Source organism: Streptomyces sp. NPDC046866, assembly GCF_040704625.1.
GTDB lineage: Bacteria > Actinomycetota > Actinomycetes > Streptomycetales > Streptomycetaceae > Streptomyces.
The window spans coordinates 72,754-88,911 of record NZ_JBEYXN010000012.1; the positions used below are offsets into that span (position 1 = coordinate 72,754).

Consider the following 16,158-nt stretch of genomic DNA (forward strand, 5'->3'; position numbering starts at 1 on the left):
TCCGTCGGCCGTTACGCCTGCGGGACCGCGCAGGCGCCGTCCGGGTCGCAGGCGTCGGCCGTGGGCTTCGGCTCCTCGATCTCCCGGCCCGCCCAGGCCTGTTCCAGGGCGCGGGTGAACACCTCGGCCGGCTGGCCGCCGGAGATGCCGTAGCGGCGGTCGAGGACGAAGAACGGCACGGCGTTGGCGCCCAGTTCGGCCGCCTCCCGCTCGTCGGCCCGCACCTGCTCCGCGTAGGCCGAGTCGTCGGCGAGGACGGCGCGGGCCTCGGCCTCGTCGAGGCCCGCCTCGACGGCGAGCGCGAGCAGCACCTCGGCGTCGAAGACGGACCGCTCCTCGGCGAAGTTGGCGCGGAACGCCAGGTCGAGCAGTTCCTCCTGGCGGCCGCGGGCGGCGGCCAGGTGCAGCAGCCGGTGGATGTCGAAGGTGTTGCCGTGGTCGCGGCCCTCGGTGCGGTAGTCCAGGCCTTCGGACCGGGCGGCGGCCGCGACGTGCTCCTCCATGCCGCGTGCCTCGTCGAGGGTGCGGCCGTACTTCCTGGCGAGCATCTCCAGGACGGGGGCGGTGACGCCCTTGGCGCTGTTCGGGTCGAGCTCGAAGGAGCGGAAGACGACCTCCACCTCGTCGCGGTGCGCGAACGCGGCCAGCCCCTTGGCGAAGCGGGCCTTGCCGATGTAGCACCAGGGGCAGGCGATGTCGCTCCAGATCTCGACGCGCATGTTCCTTCTTCTCTCCGGGTTCGAGGGACGGCGCCGCCGCGACGGGGGAGCCGCGGCGGTTTCACGTTCAACCACCTTGCGGAGCGTCTCATTCCCCGGACGGGGGCCCGATTCTGAGCCAGAGCGTCAGGTGGGAGCCGGCGCGGGGCGCGGAGGGGTCCGGGAGCCAGCCGTGGCGGGCGTAGAAGGCCTGGGCGCGCAGGTTGTGCTCGTAGACCTCCAGGCGGACGCGGTCGACGCCGGCTCGGCGCCAGGCGTCCAGGCAGGCCGCGTGGAGGGCGGCGCCGGTGCCGCGGCGCCAGTGGGCCGGGTCGACGTGGAGCTGGGTGAGGGTGGTCTCGCCGTCGGCGGTGCGGAAGGCGGCGACGCCGGTGAGCTCGCCGTCCTCCTCCGCGCACAGCACCCCGCCCTCGGCGGCGGCGCGGGCCACGGCGCGCGACCAGCCCTCGCGGGTCCGCGCGAGCTCGGCCTCGCCGGCATAGGCCTCCTCGGGCACACGGCCCCGGTAGTAGGTGGCGCGCGCCCGGGTGTGGAGGGCGGCGATGTCGTCGAGGTCTGCGGGTCGCGCGGTCCTGATCATGGGAAGGGAAACGCGCCGGGAACCTTGTTCGGTTCCCGGCGCGTCGAGGGCGCGGCGGGCATGGCTACTTCTTCAGCCACGCCTCCATCATCTTCTGCGCGATGGGGGCGGCCAGCCGGCCGCCGCCGATCTCGGACCGGTCGGTGTCCGAGTTCTCGATCATCACGGCGACCGCGATCTGCTTGTTGTTCATCTTCCCGTACGAGGTGAACCAGGCCAGCGGGGGAAGGCTGTTCTTCACGCCGCGCTGGGCCGTGCCGGTCTTGCCGCCGACCTCGGCGCCCGCGACCTGCGCGGGCTTGCCGCCGCCCTCGGTGGCGACGGTCTTCATGGCGTCCCGCAGCATCGCGGCGGTCTTCGGGCTCAGGACCTGCTGGACCTTGGGGTTCTTGAAGCTCTCCAGAACGGTGCCGCCCGAGTCGGTGACCTCGGAGACCGAGTGCGGGGCGACGAGCTTGCCGTCGTTCTCGATCGCGGCCGTGACCATGGCGATCTGGAGCGGGGTGGCCTGCACGTCGAACTGGCCGATACCCGTCTGCGCGACCTGGTCCACCGACATCTTCTTGGACGGGTACTTGCTCGGCAGCCGCGTGGTGACCGGGGTCTCGACATTCGCGTTGAAGCCGAGCTTCTCGGCCGTCGCGCGCATCTTGTCCTGGCCCAGCTTCGAGGCGAGCTCGGCGAAGACGTTGTTGCAGGACAGCCGGAGCGCCGTGCGCACCGAGACGTTGTTGCAGGCGGCGGAGCCGGCCTCGCTGGGCAGCAGGGTCTTGGTGCCCGGGATCGTGTACGGGTCCGGGGTGCCGGTCGGCGCGTCGATGCTGGTGACCAGCCCGTTCTCGATGGCCGCCGCCATGGTGACCAGCTTGAAGGTGGAGCCGGGCGCCTGCGGCTTGCGCAGCGCCACGTTCTCCATGGCCTTGCCGTTGTCGGCGGACAGCTCCTTCCAGGCCTCGGCGTCGTTGGCGCCGGAGATGCGGCCCGGGTCGAAGGAGGGGTTGTTGACGATGGCGAGGATCTCACCGGTCGCGGGGTCGATCGCGACGGCGGAGCCCTGCTTGCCCTGGAGCGCGGCGTACGCGGCCGTCTGGACGCCCTTGTCGATGGTGGTCAGGACGTTGCCCGGCGAGGCCCGCTTGTTCGTGATCATGTCCATCACGGTCTTCAGGCGGTCGTCGGAGCCGTTGAGGATCTTCTTGTAGACACCCTCCAGCATGCTCGTGCCGAACGCCTGCGAGCTGAAGCCGGTGACGGGCGCGTAGAGCGGACCGTCGGTGTAGGTCCGCTTGTACCCGAAGTCCTTGCCGCCGGTCTTGACCGAGCCGGTGATCGCCTCCCCGCCCACGATGATGTTGCCCAGCGGGTTCTCGTACTGCCCGATGAGGTTCCGCCGGTTGTTCTCGTTGTCTGCGAGGGCCTTGCCTTGATACGCCTGCACCCACGTGACCCGCAGCAGCAGGGCGAGCACCAGGAGCAGGCAGAAGACCGACGCACGCCTGATCGTCTTGTTCATCTTCCGAAAAGACGCGCGAAGGCGTCCGTGCGTTCCCCTCTGCCCCGATTGTGGCCGGGTTCTCAGCTTTTCCTCATGACGAACCCCCCTTCGTAGGCGGCGATGACGGCCTGCGTGCGGTCGCGGGAACCGGTTTTGGACAGGATCGCGGCCACGTGCGTCTTGACGGTCTGGGGGCCGACGCCGAGGCGCTCGCTCATCTCGTGGTTCGACAGGCCGGTGGCCATCAGGCGCAGTACGTCGGCCTCGCGCTCGGTGAGCCGGGCCACCCAGGGCGCCGTCGGGCCGTCGGCAGCCGCGTGCGAGGCGGCCAGGGCGCGCACGGCCGCCGGGAAGAGCAGGCAGTCCCCGCGGGCGACCAGCCGTACCGCGCCGACCAGTTCGTCGGGGTCGGCCCGCTTCAGCAGGAACCCGGCGGCTCCGGCGCGCAGCGCGTCGTAGACGTAGGCGTCGTTCTCGAAGGTGGTGACGACCACGATCCTGGGCGGCTGCGCCATGGTGGCGAGGATCTGCTCGGTGGCCCGTATGCCGTCGATCTCCGGCATCCGGACGTCCATGAGCACCACGTCGGGCGCCAGCGAGCGGACCACCGACACGGCCTCGGCGCCGGTGGCGGCCTCGCCGACGACCTCCAGCCCGGGTTCGGCCTCGAGGATGACCCGCAGCGCGGTGCGCACCATCCGCTCGTCGTCGGCGAGGACGATCCGCAGCGGCGGCCGGCTCATCGGGCCCCCGCCCCGAGCGGGAGGACGGCCCGCAGCCGCCACAGCCCCCGGTGCGGGCCGGCCTCCACGCGGCCGCCGAGCAGGGCGGCCCGCTCGGCGGCTCCGTGCAGCCCTCGGCCCCCGGTACTGCGGGCCGCCGGCCCGTCGCCGGATCCGGGCGGATTGGTCATGGTGATCTCCAGTTCGCGGTGTGCGCTGCCCCCGCCGTCCGTCTCCTGCACGGCGATCCGCAGCTCTACGGGTCCCGCGCCGTGGCGCAGGGCATTGCTCAGGCCCTCCTGGACGATCCGGTACGCCTCGCGGGAGGCGATCGCCGGTATCTGGGTCCAGTCCCCGGCGGGCCCGGGGTCCTGGTGGGCGGTGACGGCGGTGCCGGAGGCCCGGGTGCGGGCCAGCAGCCCGTCGAGGTCGGCCGCCAGGGTCGGGGCGGGCGCCGCGTCCGGCCGGCCGGGGTCCCCGTCCCGCAGCAGGCCCAGGACGGCGTCCAGCTCGCCCACGGTCCGCCGGGTGGTGTCCTCGATGGCGGCCAGCGCCTCCCGTACGAACGCGGGGTCGCTGTCGAGGACCCGCCGGGCCGCGACGGCCTGGAGGGTGACGGCGCTCAGGGCGTGCCCGACCGCGTCGTGCAGCTCCCGGGCCAGCCGGTTGCGCACGGCCAGGTCGGCGGCCCGCTCCTCGGCCGCGGCGAGCCGGTCCGCCGCCGTCGGCCCGAGCAGCCGCGGCGCCGCCCGGGCCAGCAGCAGCCCCGCACCCGTGGCGCACAGGACGAGGCCGGCCAGCAGCCCGACCCCGAGGAAGGGCGCGGTGTACGGCGAAGCCAAGGCGCTGAGCCAGACCGGCCCCTCCCTGACCTTCTGCAGGGAGTCGAAGAACGGCAGGGCGATCAGCACCACCGCCATGGGCGGCACGGCCAGGCTCATCCCGCTGACCGCCGCGCCGACGCCGAGGTGCAGGGACCACCAGGCGGCGGCCCTGCCCCGAGCCGCCCAGGACCGGGCCGGCCCCTCGGCCAGCAGCTCCCCCGGCACCCCGCACATGGCCCGCACGGCGGCCACGGACAGCGGCCGGACCGGCCCGAACACCGCGGTCAGCGCCGCGAGCGGCACCGACACCCCGTAAGCGATGAAGGTCAGCGGGGTGGAGGCCAGGGCGTTGACCCCGCCGGCCAGGACGCCGACCACCACCTGCGTGAGCAGGAAGTACGGCATCAGCAGGGCCCCGCCGAGGATCAGGTGCACCCAGCGCAGCCGGGCCCGTGGCCCGAACAGCCGCCCCGGCCCGCCCCGTACGGCCGCCCCCGCCCCGGCCCGGGCTCCCGGCCGCGGACCCGCCTTGTCCTCCGCCCCGTCCGGCTCCCCCTTCCGCACACCTGCGGCCGCCCCCGCCCTCGGCCTCGTATCCGGCCCTGATGCCGGACCGGTTCCCCGCTCTCGCTCCGACTCTGTCCCGCTCCGCACCCTGCCCCCCTTTCCGGATGCGCCCGCTCCCGCCGGTCCCACTCCCCCGTCAGGCCGCCGCGCACCGTGCGGCCGCGAATCGGGCCAGGACCACGGCCCCGAGGCATCCGGTGACCACCTGGCCAGCGTAGGTCAGGAAGATCACGGCCGGGGTCCCGTCGCCCGGCCCGAGGTCCGGTCCCAGCGCGGCCACCACCAGCCACAGCCCCCAGGCCAGCATCTCGGCCGCCCCGATCCACGCCAGCGCCAGCGGCCACCACGCCCGGCGCGCCCCGCCCCGGGCCAGCAGCAGCACCCCCACTCCGGCGAGCAGGGAGCACACCGCGTGGACGCCCGAGACCACACCGGTCTCCGCGGAGTACAGCGCCGCCCTCTCGGCGCCCAGCCCGGCGCTGCCCCCGAAGGCCCAGTACAGGTGTACCGCGCCCACCGCAGTGCCGAGTGCGGCCGCGGCTCCCGCCACCACCCCCGTGGGCGACGGGAGCCGCGTGCCCAGCGCGCCCTGCCAGACCCGGCCCCAGCGCCGCCGCGCGTAGGGGACGAACAGGCCGGCCAGGGCGAGTCCTTGGATCGTGAAGCCGCCGTAGACCACCGTGAACACCCACGGGTCGAGGAAGGGCCCCCGGGCCGCCTTGACCGCCTCACTCGCCCCCATGCCCAGCGCCCTGACCAGCATCTGGCCGGGGAACGCGGTCATGATCGGGGTGAGCAGCCCGGTGGCCGTGAAGGCCGGTACGAGCAGCAGCCAGCCGGGCACCCGTCTTCCCCAAGGTCTGGTGAGCAGCAGGGCGAGCACGATCACCGCGGCGTCCATGGCCACGGTGACGGCATTGGCCACCGTGAGGAACAGCCCGGCCTTCAGCAGCACGCTGCCCTCCGGTATGCCGATGTGACTCCCCGACAGCCAGGCGACCTTGAGGACCAGGTACGGCGCCGTGGCGAGCACGGCCACCGCCCTCAGGATCCGCTGCGCCCGGCCCGGGCCGGTGTCGGACGCCGGACCGTTCACCGCGCCGGCTGCTACCGGGCCGCCTACCGCGCTGTTCGTCTGCTGCACCGCTGCTCGTGTGGTCATGGCTCAACGATCAGGCCCGCACCGGCCCCTGCACCTCCCCCGCGAAGGGGAACCGCCTCCCCCGCCCGGGGGAGGAGCCCCTCCTTCCCCCGCCTCACATGCGCCGGGTCACCACCGAGAGCCGGTCCCGCGCCGCGAAGAGCGCCTCCTTGATGGTGTGTTCGTGCTCCGCCGTCAGCCGGGCCACCGGAACCGAGCAGCTCACCGCGTCCCGCGCCGGCGTCCGGTACGGCACGGCCACGCCGAAGCAGCGCAGCCCGAGCGTGTTCTCCTCGCGGTCCACGGCGTAGCCCCGCTCCCGCACCACTGCCAGCTCCTCGATGAGCTGTTCGCGGTCGGTCACGGTGTGCTCGGTGACCGCCTCCAGCCGCTGCGGCAGCAGCGCCCGTACCTCCGCGTCGGAGTGCGTGGCGAGCAGCGCCTTGCCCAGCGCGGTCGAGTGGACGGGCAGACGGCGCCCGACGCGGGTGAACGGCCGCAGGTAGTGCTGGGACTGGCGGGTGGCCAGGTAGACCACGCTCGTGCCGTCCATCCGGGCCAGGTGGATGGTTTCGGTCGTGTCCTCGGAGAGGCGGTCCAGCGTGGGCCGGGCGGCGGCGACCACCTCGTCCCCGTCGATGTACGAACTGCCCACGAGCAGGGCGCGTACGCCGATGCCGTACCGCGTCCCCGTCGCGTCGGTCTCCACCCACCCCAGGTTCACCAGCGTGCGCAGCAGCATGTAGAGGCTGGACTTGGGCAGCCCCAGGTCGTGCTGGATGTCGGCCAGGCTGTGCAGGCCGGGCCGCGCGGCGAAGTGCTCCAGCAGGAGGACCGTGCGGACACGGCGGACTTGACGGCTGCCGGAGCCGCCGGAGACGCAGCTCCCGCCCCGCCCGACGCGTCCGGCAACGCCGCTCCCGCCGCATCTGACGCATCCACCGAATCCGCCGCATCCGACGTTTCCACCGAATCCGCCGCTCCGGACGTGCCCGATGCTTCCGGTCCGGCAGCGGACCGGTCCGACTCACCTCTGTTCATTCGCCTTCTTGCCCCTTGTCTCTTGTCACGCGAAAGGCGCGGAAATAGAGTCCGGAACGGATGGAGATCATTCATCCATCGGAACGGCGTTCACCATACTGAACGACTTCGCGCGGGTCAGCGTGGATCCAGGAGGCAGTGCGGCATGGCAGCAACCCCAGTCTGGAGTGTGGACCCCCGCACCGGGAAGCAGCGCGCGCAGGTCACGGTGGAAGCCGGCCCCCGCGAGGTGGACGAGGCGGTGCGCGCCGCCCACGCCACCCGCGGCGCGCTCGCGGACCGCACGGCCCGCGCCGCCTTCCTGCGGGCGGCCGCGGACCTGCTCGACGGAGCGGCCGCGCGCGTGGTGGAGACCGCCGACGCCGAGACCGCCCTCGGGCCGGTCCGGCTCACCGGCGAACTCGCCCGGACCACCGGCCAGCTGCGGGCCTTCGCCGACAGCGTCGACGAAGGCGGCTACCTCGACGTCCGGATCGACCGGGCCGACCCCTCCCTCACCCCGCCGCGTCCCGAACTGCGCCGTTACAAGGTGCCGCTGGGCGTCGTGGCCGTCTACGCCGCCTCCAACTTCCCGCTCGCCTTCTCCGTCCCGGGCGGCGACACCGCGAGCGCCCTGGCCGCGGGCTGCCCCGTGGTCGTCAAGGCGCACCCCGACCACCCGGCCGCCTCCGAGCTGTGCGGCGCGCTGCTGCGCCAGGCCGCGGTGGCGGCCGGCCTGCCGGCCGACGTGGTGAGCGTGGTCCACGGCTTCGACGCGGGCCTGGAGCTGATCCGCCACCCGCTGGTCACCGCGGCCGGGTTCACCGGCTCGCTGCGCGGCGGGCGCGCGCTGTTCGACGCGGCGGCGGCGCGGCCCGTGCCCATCCCCTTCCACGGCGAACTGGGCTCCCTCAACCCCGTCGTCGTCACCCCCGGTGCCGCCGCCGAGCGCGCCGAGGAGATCGGTGCCGGGCTCGCCGCCTCCGTCACGCTCGGAGCCGGCCAGTTCTGCGTCAAGCCCGGCCTGGTCCTGGTCCCGGAGGGCGAGGCCGGGGACCGGCTCGCCGAGGCCCTCGCCAAGGCGCTCGGCGAAGCCGCCCCGGGCGTCCTGCTCGACCACCGGATGCGGGAGAACTTCCTCGCCGGGGTCGCCGAGCGGGCCGCGCTGCCGGGCGTCGCCGCGCCCGTCGCCCCGGGCGCCGCCGGCGAGCACACCGTCGGCGCGGGGTACCTGAGCGTGCCGGCCGAGCGCCTCCTCGCGGGCGGTGCGTACGGTCTGCTGCTGGAGGAGTGCTTCGGCCCGGTGACCGTGGTCGTGCGGTACGCGGCCCAGGACGAGGCCGGTGCGGTGTTGGACCTGCTCCCCGGGAACCTGAGCGCCACCCTCCAGCTGTCGTCCGACGAGGCGGCCGGGGCTCCGGGCCCGGCGGCCGAGCTGGTCTCCCGGGTGACGGCGCTGGCCGGGCGGATCGTGGTCAACGGCTGGCCGACCGGGGTCGCGGTGGCGCCGGCCCAGCACCACGGCGGGCCCTACCCGGCGGCGACCTCGCACTCCACCTCGGTCGGCGCGACCGCGATCGAGCGCTGGCTGCGGCCGGTGGCCTACCAGTCGGTGCCGGACCCGCTGCTGCCGCCGGAACTGCGCGAGGCCAACCCTCTGGGGCTGCCGCGCCGGGTCACCGGAGCGCCGGACTCCACGGCGCGGCCGGCCGGCTGAGCAAATTCCGTTGCCCGCCCCGCCCCGTACGGGGCAGGCTGCGGCCCATGCCGAGACCGCATGGATTCACGTACGAGCAGCGGGGCGACGGCTCCGTCGTCATCACCCACCGGGGCAGGGCCGCGGGCACCCTGCGCGGCGCCCGCGCCGGGAGGTTCCTGGCCGAGGTCGAGTCGGGGGACGCCCAGCTGGTGATGGCCCGCTGGACGGGCGCGTACAAGTTCGGCAACGAGCGGGTCGCCCGCAACCACCCGCGCAACCGGGGCTGACGTCGGGGAACGGCACGGGCCCCCCGGTCGTTCTCCCGGCATGACCGCTATGACCCCTGGTTCCAACCTGCCGCTCCACACCGCCCGGGTGACGGTGGACGTGGCTGCCCCGGTGCGGCTCGACGTGTCGGGGCTCCTCCTCGCGGCGGACGGCAAGGTGCGTTCCGACGCCGACTTCATCTTCTACAACCAGCCGTCCGGACCGGGTGTCAGCCACCGCTCCGGGGGCGGGACGGCGCCCGATTCCATCACCGTCGACACCGGGGCCCTGCCGGCCGGCATCGAGCGCGTCGTCGTCACGGCCAGTCCGGATGCGGCCGGGCAGACGTTCCAGGGCATCGAGCCCACCGCCACCGTGCGCCATGCGGACACCGGCGCGGTGATCGCCACCTTCACCCCGCCGCAGCTGGGCACCGAGACGGCGCTGCTGGTGGTGGAGGTCTACCAGCGCGGCGGCGTGTGGAAGGTGCGCGCCGTCGGGCAGGGGTACGCCAACGGGCTGGCCGGCATCGCCACCGACTTCGGGGTCACGGTGGACGAGGAGCCGGCCCCTGCGGCGGCCGCCGCGGCGCAGCCTCCCGCCGCGCCGCAGCCTCCCGCCGCGCCGCAGCCGCCCGCAGCACCGCCGGCCGCACCGCCCGCGCCGCCCGCCGTCGCCGCTCCCGCCGGCACGGGGCGGATCAACCTCGACAAGGGGCGGGTCAGCCTGCAGAAGAACCAGACCGTCTCCCTGGTCAAGAACGGCCGTCCGCTGCTCTCCCAGGTGAAGATGGGCCTGGGCTGGGAGCCCGCGTACGGCGGGCGGGACATCGACCTCGACGCCTCGGTCATCGCGTACGGACCGCAGCGCAACCACATCGACAGCTGCTACTTCGGCAGACTGACGATCCTCGGCGGAGCCGTGAAGCACTCGGGCGACAACCTCACCGGCGAGGGCGCCGGGGACGACGAGGTGATCGTCGTGGACCTCGGCCGGCTGCCCGCGGAGGTGACGGGGCTGGTCTTCACCGTGAACTCGTTCTCCGGTCAGAAGTTCACCGACGTGGCCAAGGCGTACTGCCGCCTGATCGACGGGGCGAGCGGCGAGGAGCTGGTCCGCTTCGACCTCACGGACGCCGAGCCGCAGACGGGCGTGATGATGGCGAAGCTGATCCGCCAGTTCTCGGGGGAATGGGAGATGACGGCCATCGGGGACTTTGTGAAGTCGCGCACAGTGCGCGGCATGGTGCAGCCCGGCTCGATGGCACTCTGAGCAGGTGAGCGGGCACATGGAGCGACCGGGGGCCGGTCCGCGCCGCCGGCCCGGACCGGTCGAGGTGATGGATTACACCCGGAAAGCGGGGGTGACCGTCAGTGCCCGCCCGTAGCCTTGGAAGCATGTACAGCACACTCCGGCCCGCGGGTCCCGCCCGCCCGTCCGCCGCAGAGGCGAACGAGGCGATACGGCACCTCGTCGAGTCCAGGGTGGATGGCGAATGGCCCTCTGAGGCGTACGAGTTCCTGCTCGAGGAATGGGCCAACGCCAGCCGCGCCGAAATGCTCGCCGAGTTCGCCGCCGCCCAGTGAAGGGCGGCGGCGCAGCCGCCGATCCCCGGCCGGGCGCACCGCCCGGCCCTTCCGCGGCGTCACCCAGCGTGGCCGCAGGCCCCGAGGGGCGTGCTCAGTGGGCGCGGCGCCAGGGCCCGGTGATGGCCAGCATGATGCCCGGCTCCTGGATGTTGGCGAAGAGGGTGCGCCCGTCCGGGGAGAAGCAGACCCCGGTGAACTCGGAGTACTCCGGCTCCTGCTCGGTACCGATGTTGAGCTCGTTGCGCGCCAGCGGGTAGGTGCGGCCCGATTCTGTCGCGCCGAACAGGTGCTGCAGGCCGCTGCCGTCCTCCGCGATGACGAGGCCGCCGTACGGGGAGACCGTGATGTTGTCGGGGCCGTCGAGCGCGCCGTCCCGGTCCGGATCGGCGTTCACTCCGAGCAGCACCTTCAGCGTGATGGTGCGCCGCTTCGGGTCGTAGAACCACACCTGCCCGTCGTGCGCCGCGCCCGGGCTCTCCTCACGGGCGTAGGAGGAGACGAAGTAGGCGCCCCCGTCGGCCCACCACATGCCCTCCAGCTTCCGGGCCCGCGTCACCGCGCCGTCCGCGAACTGCTTGCGGACCGAGACCGTACGGGCGTCGCGGTCCGGCACGGCCGCCCAGTCGACGCCGTAGACGGTGCCGGTCTTGGTCGCCCGTGACAGGTCGTCGACGAACCGTCCGGCGCTGTCGAAGCACTTGGCGGCCGCGAGCACCCCGGCGTCGGCCGCCAGCGTACGGAGCCGGCCGCGCCCGTGGCGGAAGCCGCTCGGCGGGGTCCAGCGGTAGAGCAGCCCGTTGGGGCCGGAGGCGTCCTCGGTCAGATAGGCGTGGCCCTGGCGCGGGTCGATCACCACGGCCTCGTGCGCGTACCGCCCGAAGGCCTTGACCGGCTGCGGGTCGCGGTTGGCGCGGCGGTCGTGCGGGTCGACCTCGAAGACGTACCCGTGGTCCTTGGTCATGCCGTTCTTGCCCGCGAGGTCCTCGGTCTCCTCGCAGGTCAGCCAGGTGCCCCAGGGGGTGGCGCCGCCGGCGCAGTTGGTCGACGTGCCGGCCACGCCCACCCACTCGGCGACCTCGCCGCCGCGCCGGACCTCGACGACCGTGCAGCCGCCGGCCGCGGCCGGGTCGTAGACCAGGCCCTCGGCGAGCGGGACGGGGTGGGCCCAGTTGGCGCGCTTGCCCTTGAGCTCGTGGTTGTTGACCAGGAGGGTGACGCCGCGGTGGCCCTCGAAGGCGGCCGTGCCGTCGTGGTGGGAGGGGGTGGACTCGCCGGATTCGAGGGTGGTGACACCGCTGTGGGTGAGGACGCGGTACGTGAATCCGGCGGGCAGGGCGAGGATTCCGGCCGGGTCCGGCACGAGGGGGCCGTAGCCGGGCTCGCAGGGCCGGCCCTGCTCGTCGCGCAGGGCGGCGTCGTCGGCGGCGAGGGCCCCCGGCGCGGTGGCGAGGGCGCCGACCGTACCGGTGAGCGCCATTCCGGCGCCGGCGAGGACGGTGCGGGCGGTGAAGTCTCTGCGGCTGAGCGGCATGGGGTCTCCAGGGGTGGGGAGCGGGTACGCGCCTGTCGTACGGTCGTCCGCCTGTCGTGCGGCCGTCCGCCTGTCGTGCGGTCGTCGGCGCACACGCTCCCGCCCGCACGTGAAGCGCGGCTGAACTACCCGTGGGGGCGAAGCGACCCCTCGCCGGTGGCGGCAATGGCCGACACCGCCTCAGGAACGTCTCGTTCCGCCCCTCTTGAACGTCAACGCCCCGCGCCGGCCGCTCCCGCCTTGGCCCCGCCCGGGCGGCGCCGGTCCGGCGTCCGCCCGCCGGAGCGGTGTCAGCGCCGGCGCGAGCGGGCCTTGAAGGCCGCCTTGCGGGCCTCCTTGGCCGCCTTGCGGTCCGGGTGCATCCGGCCCATCGCCTCCAGCACCTCGGCCGTCGCCGGGTGCTCGACCCGCCACGCCCGCTCGAAGAATCCCGTGTGGTGTGAGGTCAGGGACTGCATCAGGAGCGGCAGTTCACCCGCCTCCTCGGTGGAGGCGCCGAGGGCGGCCCCCGACCCGAACGGCCCGTCCGCGGCGAGCTGGGCCGCGAGGGTGTCCACGGTCAGCCAGTACACGAGCTCCGCGTCCGGCGCCGGTACGCCGGCCGCCCCCCGCTCGGCCAGCCACACGCGCGCGAGCCCGCCCAGCTCCGGGTCGTCCAGCACCGCCCGCACCGCCGGCTCGGCCTCGGGCCCGGCCAGGGCGAGGGCCTGCTGGCAGCGCAGCCGCCGCAGCGGGCCGGCCGCGTCGGCGCCCCGGGCCGCGGCCAGCAGCTCGGCCACCGCCGCGGGCAGGTCGCGGCCGTCGAGCCACTGCGCGATCTCCGCCTGGGCGGAGCGCTCGGGGTAGCCGCAGACCGCATCGAGGAGCGCGTCGGCGCCCTTGTCGGCCAGCTCGCCGACGGCGGGGGCCCCGATGCCGGCCTCCCGCATGCGGGCGCGGACCCCGTACAGGCCGAGGGGGGTCAGGCGGACCATCCCGTACCGGGCGACGTCCTCGTCGTCGAGGGCGCCGGCCACCGAACCCGCGGCGAGCTCCTCGTCGTCCGCCTCCGCCATCAGCGCCTCGTCGACGGGCCGGAACTCGACCAGCCCGATCGGCTCCAGCTGCCGGAACTGGTCGTCGAGGCGCATCATCGCGTCCGAGACCTGCTCCAGGACGGCGTCGGTGGGGGCGCCCATCCCCTCGGGCACGACCATGGAGGCGGCGAGCACGGGCAGCGGCACGGGGCCCTGGCCGGCCCCGCGTTCGTCGGCGGTCAGCAGGTAGAGGTTGGCGAGGACGCCGTCGAGGAAGTCGGCCTCGCGCTGCGGGTTCCAGTCGAGGCGGTCGAAGTCGATCGTGCCGCCCTCCTCGAGGGCGTCGACGAGGTCGTCCAGGTCGGGCACCGCCGCGTCGGCGAGCACGGCGTCCAGGGCGGCCCGCCACAGGTCGAGGACGTCGGCGGGTGCGCCGCCGGTGATCAGCGCCAGGTCCTCGCCGGGCGAGGCGGTGCCGTACTCCTCCTGGACGGCGCCCCCGTCGCCCTCCGGTTCCGTGACCTCGACGAGGCCGGTGTCCAATGCCACGCGCCACGCCTGGCTCGCGAGGGCCGGGGCGTCCTCGTCGGCCGGGTCGAGGCCGAGGGCCTGCGCAGCCTCGGCCAGCTGCTCGGCGGCGAGTTCGCCGCTGCCGTCGACGCGGATGCCGGGTCCGGACCAGCGGGCGAGGCGTACCGCGCGGGCGAACAGGGGCGCGCCGAGGGCGTCCCGGGCGAGTTCCGCGCCGGAGGGCAGCCGTACCGGGGGGAGCGTGGGCTGCGGCTGTGCGGACATCGGGCGGTCTCCTCGCGGCGGGCGGATCGCATGGCCCTCGGCGGCCATCCGGCGCACCAGAGTAGACGCATTTCGGGCGTGTCCGGCGGGCATCCCTTTGGTTCATCTCACAGTTGCCCTCCGTATGCCCTGTAGGTCTTGACAACTTCGCTGGTCACGCACGAAATTGACGCGCGTAGAACCTTCGGGGGACCTCCCGGAGCCCTGCGGACGCCACGGCCCGGCCGTCGACCACCGCAGGTTTCCGGCCGTATTCACGCTTCAGGCTCCACCACGCTCCACGCTTCACCCTCCTGCCGCTTTTCCTCTCCACACACCGGAGTTCCTTGACCATGCGCTCCTCGCATCCCCGTTCCGCCGCCGTCGCGGCCCTCGTCGCCGGCGCGCTGGCCACCGGCCTGCTCACGGGTACCGCCGATGCGGCCGAAGGCGCCGTGTCCGCCGACGCGGTACGCATCCACGACATCCAGGGCACCACCCGCATATCCCCGCTGAACGGCAAGCAGGTTGCCGATGTCCAGGGCATCGTGACGGGGGTGCGCACGTACGGCTCGCGCGGCTTCTGGATGCAGGACCCCGACGCCGACGACAACGCCGCCACCAGCGAAGGCATCTTCGTCTTCACCGGCTCCGCCCCGACCGTCGCCGTCGGCGACGCGGTCAAGGTCTCCGGCACGGTCGGCGAGTACGTCCCCGGCGGCGCGTCCTCCGGCAACCAGTCGGTCACCCAGATCACCAAGCCCGCCGTGACCGTGGTCTCCTCCGGCAACGCCCTGCCCGAGGCCGTCGACGTCAACGAGTACTCGGTGCCCGCCGCGTACGCCCCGGCGGGCGACCCGGCCGCCGGCGGCAGCATCAACGGCCTCGCCCTGGAGCCCTCGCGCTACGCGCTGGACTACTACGAGTCCCTGGAGGGCATGAACGTCGCCATCGGCACCTCCCGCGTCGTCGGCGCCACCGACCCGTACGCGGAGCTGTGGGTGACCGTCAAGGGCTGGGAGAACACCGCCAAGCGCGGCGGCACCATCTACGGCTCGTACGAGTCGCAGAACACCGGCCGGCTCCAGATCCAGCAGCTCGCGCCGCTCGCCCAGCAGCCCTTCCCCGTCGCCAACGTCGGCGACAGGCTGACCGGGCGCACCGAAGGTCCGATGGACTTCAACCAGTTCGGCGGCTACACGCTGGTGGCCCGCACCCTGGGCACCGTCGCCAAGGGCACCCTCGCCCCCGAGAAGACCAAGGCGCAGGCGCCGGGCGAGCTCGCGGTGGCCACGTACAACGTGGAGAACCTGGACCCGGGCGACCCGCAGGAGAAGTTCGACGCGCTCGCGAAGGCGGTCGTGGAGAACCTGGCCTCGCCCGATATCCTGGCCCTGGAGGAGATCCAGGACGACAACGGCGCCAAGAACGACGGCACCGTCTCGGCGGAGCAGACGCTGACGAAGTTCACCGCGGCGATCGCGGCCGCGGGCGGCCCCGCGTACCAGTGGCGGACCGTCAACCCGGAGAACAACAAGGACGGCGGCGAGCCCGGCGGCAACATCCGCCAGGTGTTCCTGTTCAACCCCGAGCGGGTCTCCTTCACGGACCGCGCCGCCGGCGACTCCGCGACCGCGACCGGTGTGACGACGGAGAAGGGCCACGCGGCCCTCACCCACTCCCCCGGCCGCATCGACCCGGCGAACGCGGCGTGGAAGGACAGCCGCAAGCCGCTGGCCGGCGAGTTCGTCTTCCGCGGCCGCACGGTCTTCGTGATCGCCAACCACTTCAGCTCGAAGGGCGGCGACGAGGGCCTGGCCTCGCACCACCAGCCGCCGGTGCGCTCCTCCGAGGCCAAGCGGCTGCTGCAGGCGCAGGCCGTGAACGGCTTCGTCAAGGAGCTGCTGGCGACCGACAAGAACGCCAAGGTCCTCGCGGTCGGCGACATCAACGACTTCGAGTTCTCCGGGACGGCGCAGGCGCTGGAGGACGGCGGCGCGCTGTACTCGGCGATCAAGTCCCTGCCGAAGGCGGAACGTTACTCCTACGTCTACCAGGGCAACGCCCAGGTCCTCGACCAGATCCTGGTCAGCCCGGCGATCAAGTCCTACGCGTACGACAGCGTGCACATCAACGCGGAGTTCTCGGCTCAGAACAGCGACCACGACCCGCAGGTCCTGCGCTTCCGCCCGTAACACCCCGCAGTCCGCAGGG

Annotated in this window: 14 protein-coding genes; 5 read left to right on the top strand and 9 right to left on the bottom strand. The window is 73.7% G+C overall.

Annotated elements, in window-relative coordinates:
* Window positions 1–11 precede the first annotated feature (11 nt).
* The 7 genes from AB0953_RS19265 to AB0953_RS19295 form a co-directional block, all read right to left on the bottom strand.
* Window positions 12–719: a DsbA family oxidoreductase gene (locus AB0953_RS19265; RefSeq protein WP_366860696.1), complete on the bottom strand. Its 708-nt coding sequence runs from the start codon at window positions 717–719 to the stop codon at window positions 12–14.
* A gap of 88 nt (window positions 720–807) precedes the next feature.
* Window positions 808–1,299 carry a GNAT family N-acetyltransferase gene (locus tag AB0953_RS19270; protein WP_366860697.1) on the bottom strand — a complete coding sequence of 164 codons (492 nt, stop codon included), beginning with the start codon at window positions 1,297–1,299 and terminating at the stop codon, window positions 808–810.
* A 64-nt stretch (window positions 1,300–1,363) separates the two neighbouring features.
* Window positions 1,364–2,812 (bottom strand): penicillin-binding protein 2, encoded by a 1,449-nt coding sequence (locus tag AB0953_RS19275; RefSeq protein ID WP_366860698.1) that lies wholly within the window; start codon window positions 2,810–2,812, stop codon window positions 1,364–1,366.
* Window positions 2,813–2,874: 62 nt separating this feature from the next.
* Complete coding sequence (locus AB0953_RS19280) at window positions 2,875–3,537, bottom strand: response regulator transcription factor (protein WP_366860699.1); 663 nt, start codon at window positions 3,535–3,537, stop codon at window positions 2,875–2,877.
* Window positions 3,534–4,805, bottom strand: a complete 1,272-nt coding sequence (locus tag AB0953_RS19285; RefSeq protein ID WP_366860797.1) for a histidine kinase — start codon at window positions 4,803–4,805, stop codon at window positions 3,534–3,536. Before AB0953_RS19285 ends, AB0953_RS19280 begins: the two co-directional genes overlap by 4 nt.
* A gap of 238 nt (window positions 4,806–5,043) precedes the next feature.
* Window positions 5,044–6,069 carry a hypothetical protein gene (locus AB0953_RS19290; RefSeq protein ID WP_366860700.1) on the bottom strand — a complete coding sequence of 342 codons (1,026 nt, stop codon included), beginning with the start codon at window positions 6,067–6,069 and terminating at the stop codon, window positions 5,044–5,046.
* Between the two features lie 94 nt (window positions 6,070–6,163).
* Window positions 6,164–6,877, bottom strand: coding sequence for an IclR family transcriptional regulator (locus tag AB0953_RS19295; RefSeq protein ID WP_366860798.1), 714 nt, complete (start codon window positions 6,875–6,877; stop codon window positions 6,164–6,166).
* A gap of 357 nt (window positions 6,878–7,234) precedes the next feature.
* On the opposite strand from AB0953_RS19295, the gene AB0953_RS19300 reads away from it, so the two are divergent.
* From AB0953_RS19300 to AB0953_RS19315, 4 genes are all read left to right on the top strand, one after another.
* Complete coding sequence (locus AB0953_RS19300) at window positions 7,235–8,785, top strand: aldehyde dehydrogenase (NADP(+)) (protein WP_366860701.1); 1,551 nt, start codon at window positions 7,235–7,237, stop codon at window positions 8,783–8,785.
* A gap of 47 nt (window positions 8,786–8,832) precedes the next feature.
* Window positions 8,833–9,054: a hypothetical protein gene (locus AB0953_RS19305; RefSeq protein WP_366860702.1), complete on the top strand. Its 222-nt coding sequence runs from the start codon at window positions 8,833–8,835 to the stop codon at window positions 9,052–9,054.
* A 49-nt stretch (window positions 9,055–9,103) separates the two neighbouring features.
* Window positions 9,104–10,306: a TerD family protein gene (locus AB0953_RS19310; RefSeq protein WP_366860703.1), complete on the top strand. Its 1,203-nt coding sequence runs from the start codon at window positions 9,104–9,106 to the stop codon at window positions 10,304–10,306.
* 125 nt (window positions 10,307–10,431) lie between these two features.
* On the top strand, window positions 10,432–10,620 hold the full coding sequence (locus tag AB0953_RS19315; RefSeq protein ID WP_366860704.1) for a hypothetical protein: 189 nt from the start codon (window positions 10,432–10,434) through the stop codon (window positions 10,618–10,620).
* A 94-nt stretch (window positions 10,621–10,714) separates the two neighbouring features.
* On the opposite strand, the gene AB0953_RS19320 is transcribed toward AB0953_RS19315, so the two are convergent.
* Together AB0953_RS19320 and AB0953_RS19325 are read right to left on the bottom strand one after the other, a co-directional pair.
* Complete coding sequence (locus tag AB0953_RS19320) at window positions 10,715–12,154, bottom strand: alkaline phosphatase PhoX (protein ID WP_366860705.1); 1,440 nt, start codon at window positions 12,152–12,154, stop codon at window positions 10,715–10,717.
* Between the two features lie 290 nt (window positions 12,155–12,444).
* Window positions 12,445–13,965 carry a hypothetical protein gene (locus AB0953_RS19325; protein WP_366860706.1) on the bottom strand — a complete coding sequence of 507 codons (1,521 nt, stop codon included), beginning with the start codon at window positions 13,963–13,965 and terminating at the stop codon, window positions 12,445–12,447.
* Between the two features lie 332 nt (window positions 13,966–14,297).
* On the opposite strand from AB0953_RS19325, the gene AB0953_RS19330 reads away from it, so the two are divergent.
* Entirely contained in the window at window positions 14,298–16,139 is a 1,842-nt protein-coding gene (locus AB0953_RS19330; RefSeq protein WP_366860707.1) for an endonuclease/exonuclease/phosphatase family protein, read from the top strand.
* Window positions 16,140–16,158 lie beyond the last annotated feature (19 nt).

Excerpts from the sequence above, each read along its gene's own strand:
- AB0953_RS19330 (WP_366860707.1), top strand. The coding sequence starts at position 14,298 with ATGCGCTCCTCGCATCCCCGTTCCGCCGCCGTCGCGGCCCTCGTCGCC.
- AB0953_RS19315 (WP_366860704.1), top strand. The coding sequence starts at position 10,432 with ATGTACAGCACACTCCGGCCCGCGGGTCCCGCCCGCCCGTCCGCCGCA.
- AB0953_RS19275 (WP_366860698.1), bottom strand. The coding sequence starts at position 2,812 with ATGAACAAGACGATCAGGCGTGCGTCGGTCTTCTGCCTGCTCCTGGTG.
- AB0953_RS19325 (WP_366860706.1), bottom strand. The coding sequence starts at position 13,965 with ATGTCCGCACAGCCGCAGCCCACGCTCCCCCCGGTACGGCTGCCCTCC.
- AB0953_RS19320 (WP_366860705.1), bottom strand. The coding sequence starts at position 12,154 with ATGCCGCTCAGCCGCAGAGACTTCACCGCCCGCACCGTCCTCGCCGGC.
- AB0953_RS19305 (WP_366860702.1), top strand. The coding sequence starts at position 8,833 with ATGCCGAGACCGCATGGATTCACGTACGAGCAGCGGGGCGACGGCTCC.
- AB0953_RS19280 (WP_366860699.1), bottom strand. The coding sequence starts at position 3,537 with ATGAGCCGGCCGCCGCTGCGGATCGTCCTCGCCGACGACGAGCGGATG.
- AB0953_RS19290 (WP_366860700.1), bottom strand. The coding sequence starts at position 6,069 with ATGACCACACGAGCAGCGGTGCAGCAGACGAACAGCGCGGTAGGCGGC.
- AB0953_RS19265 (WP_366860696.1), bottom strand. The coding sequence starts at position 719 with ATGCGCGTCGAGATCTGGAGCGACATCGCCTGCCCCTGGTGCTACATC.
- AB0953_RS19270 (WP_366860697.1), bottom strand. The coding sequence starts at position 1,299 with ATGATCAGGACCGCGCGACCCGCAGACCTCGACGACATCGCCGCCCTC.
- AB0953_RS19300 (WP_366860701.1), top strand. The coding sequence starts at position 7,235 with ATGGCAGCAACCCCAGTCTGGAGTGTGGACCCCCGCACCGGGAAGCAG.
- AB0953_RS19310 (WP_366860703.1), top strand. The coding sequence starts at position 9,104 with ATGACCCCTGGTTCCAACCTGCCGCTCCACACCGCCCGGGTGACGGTG.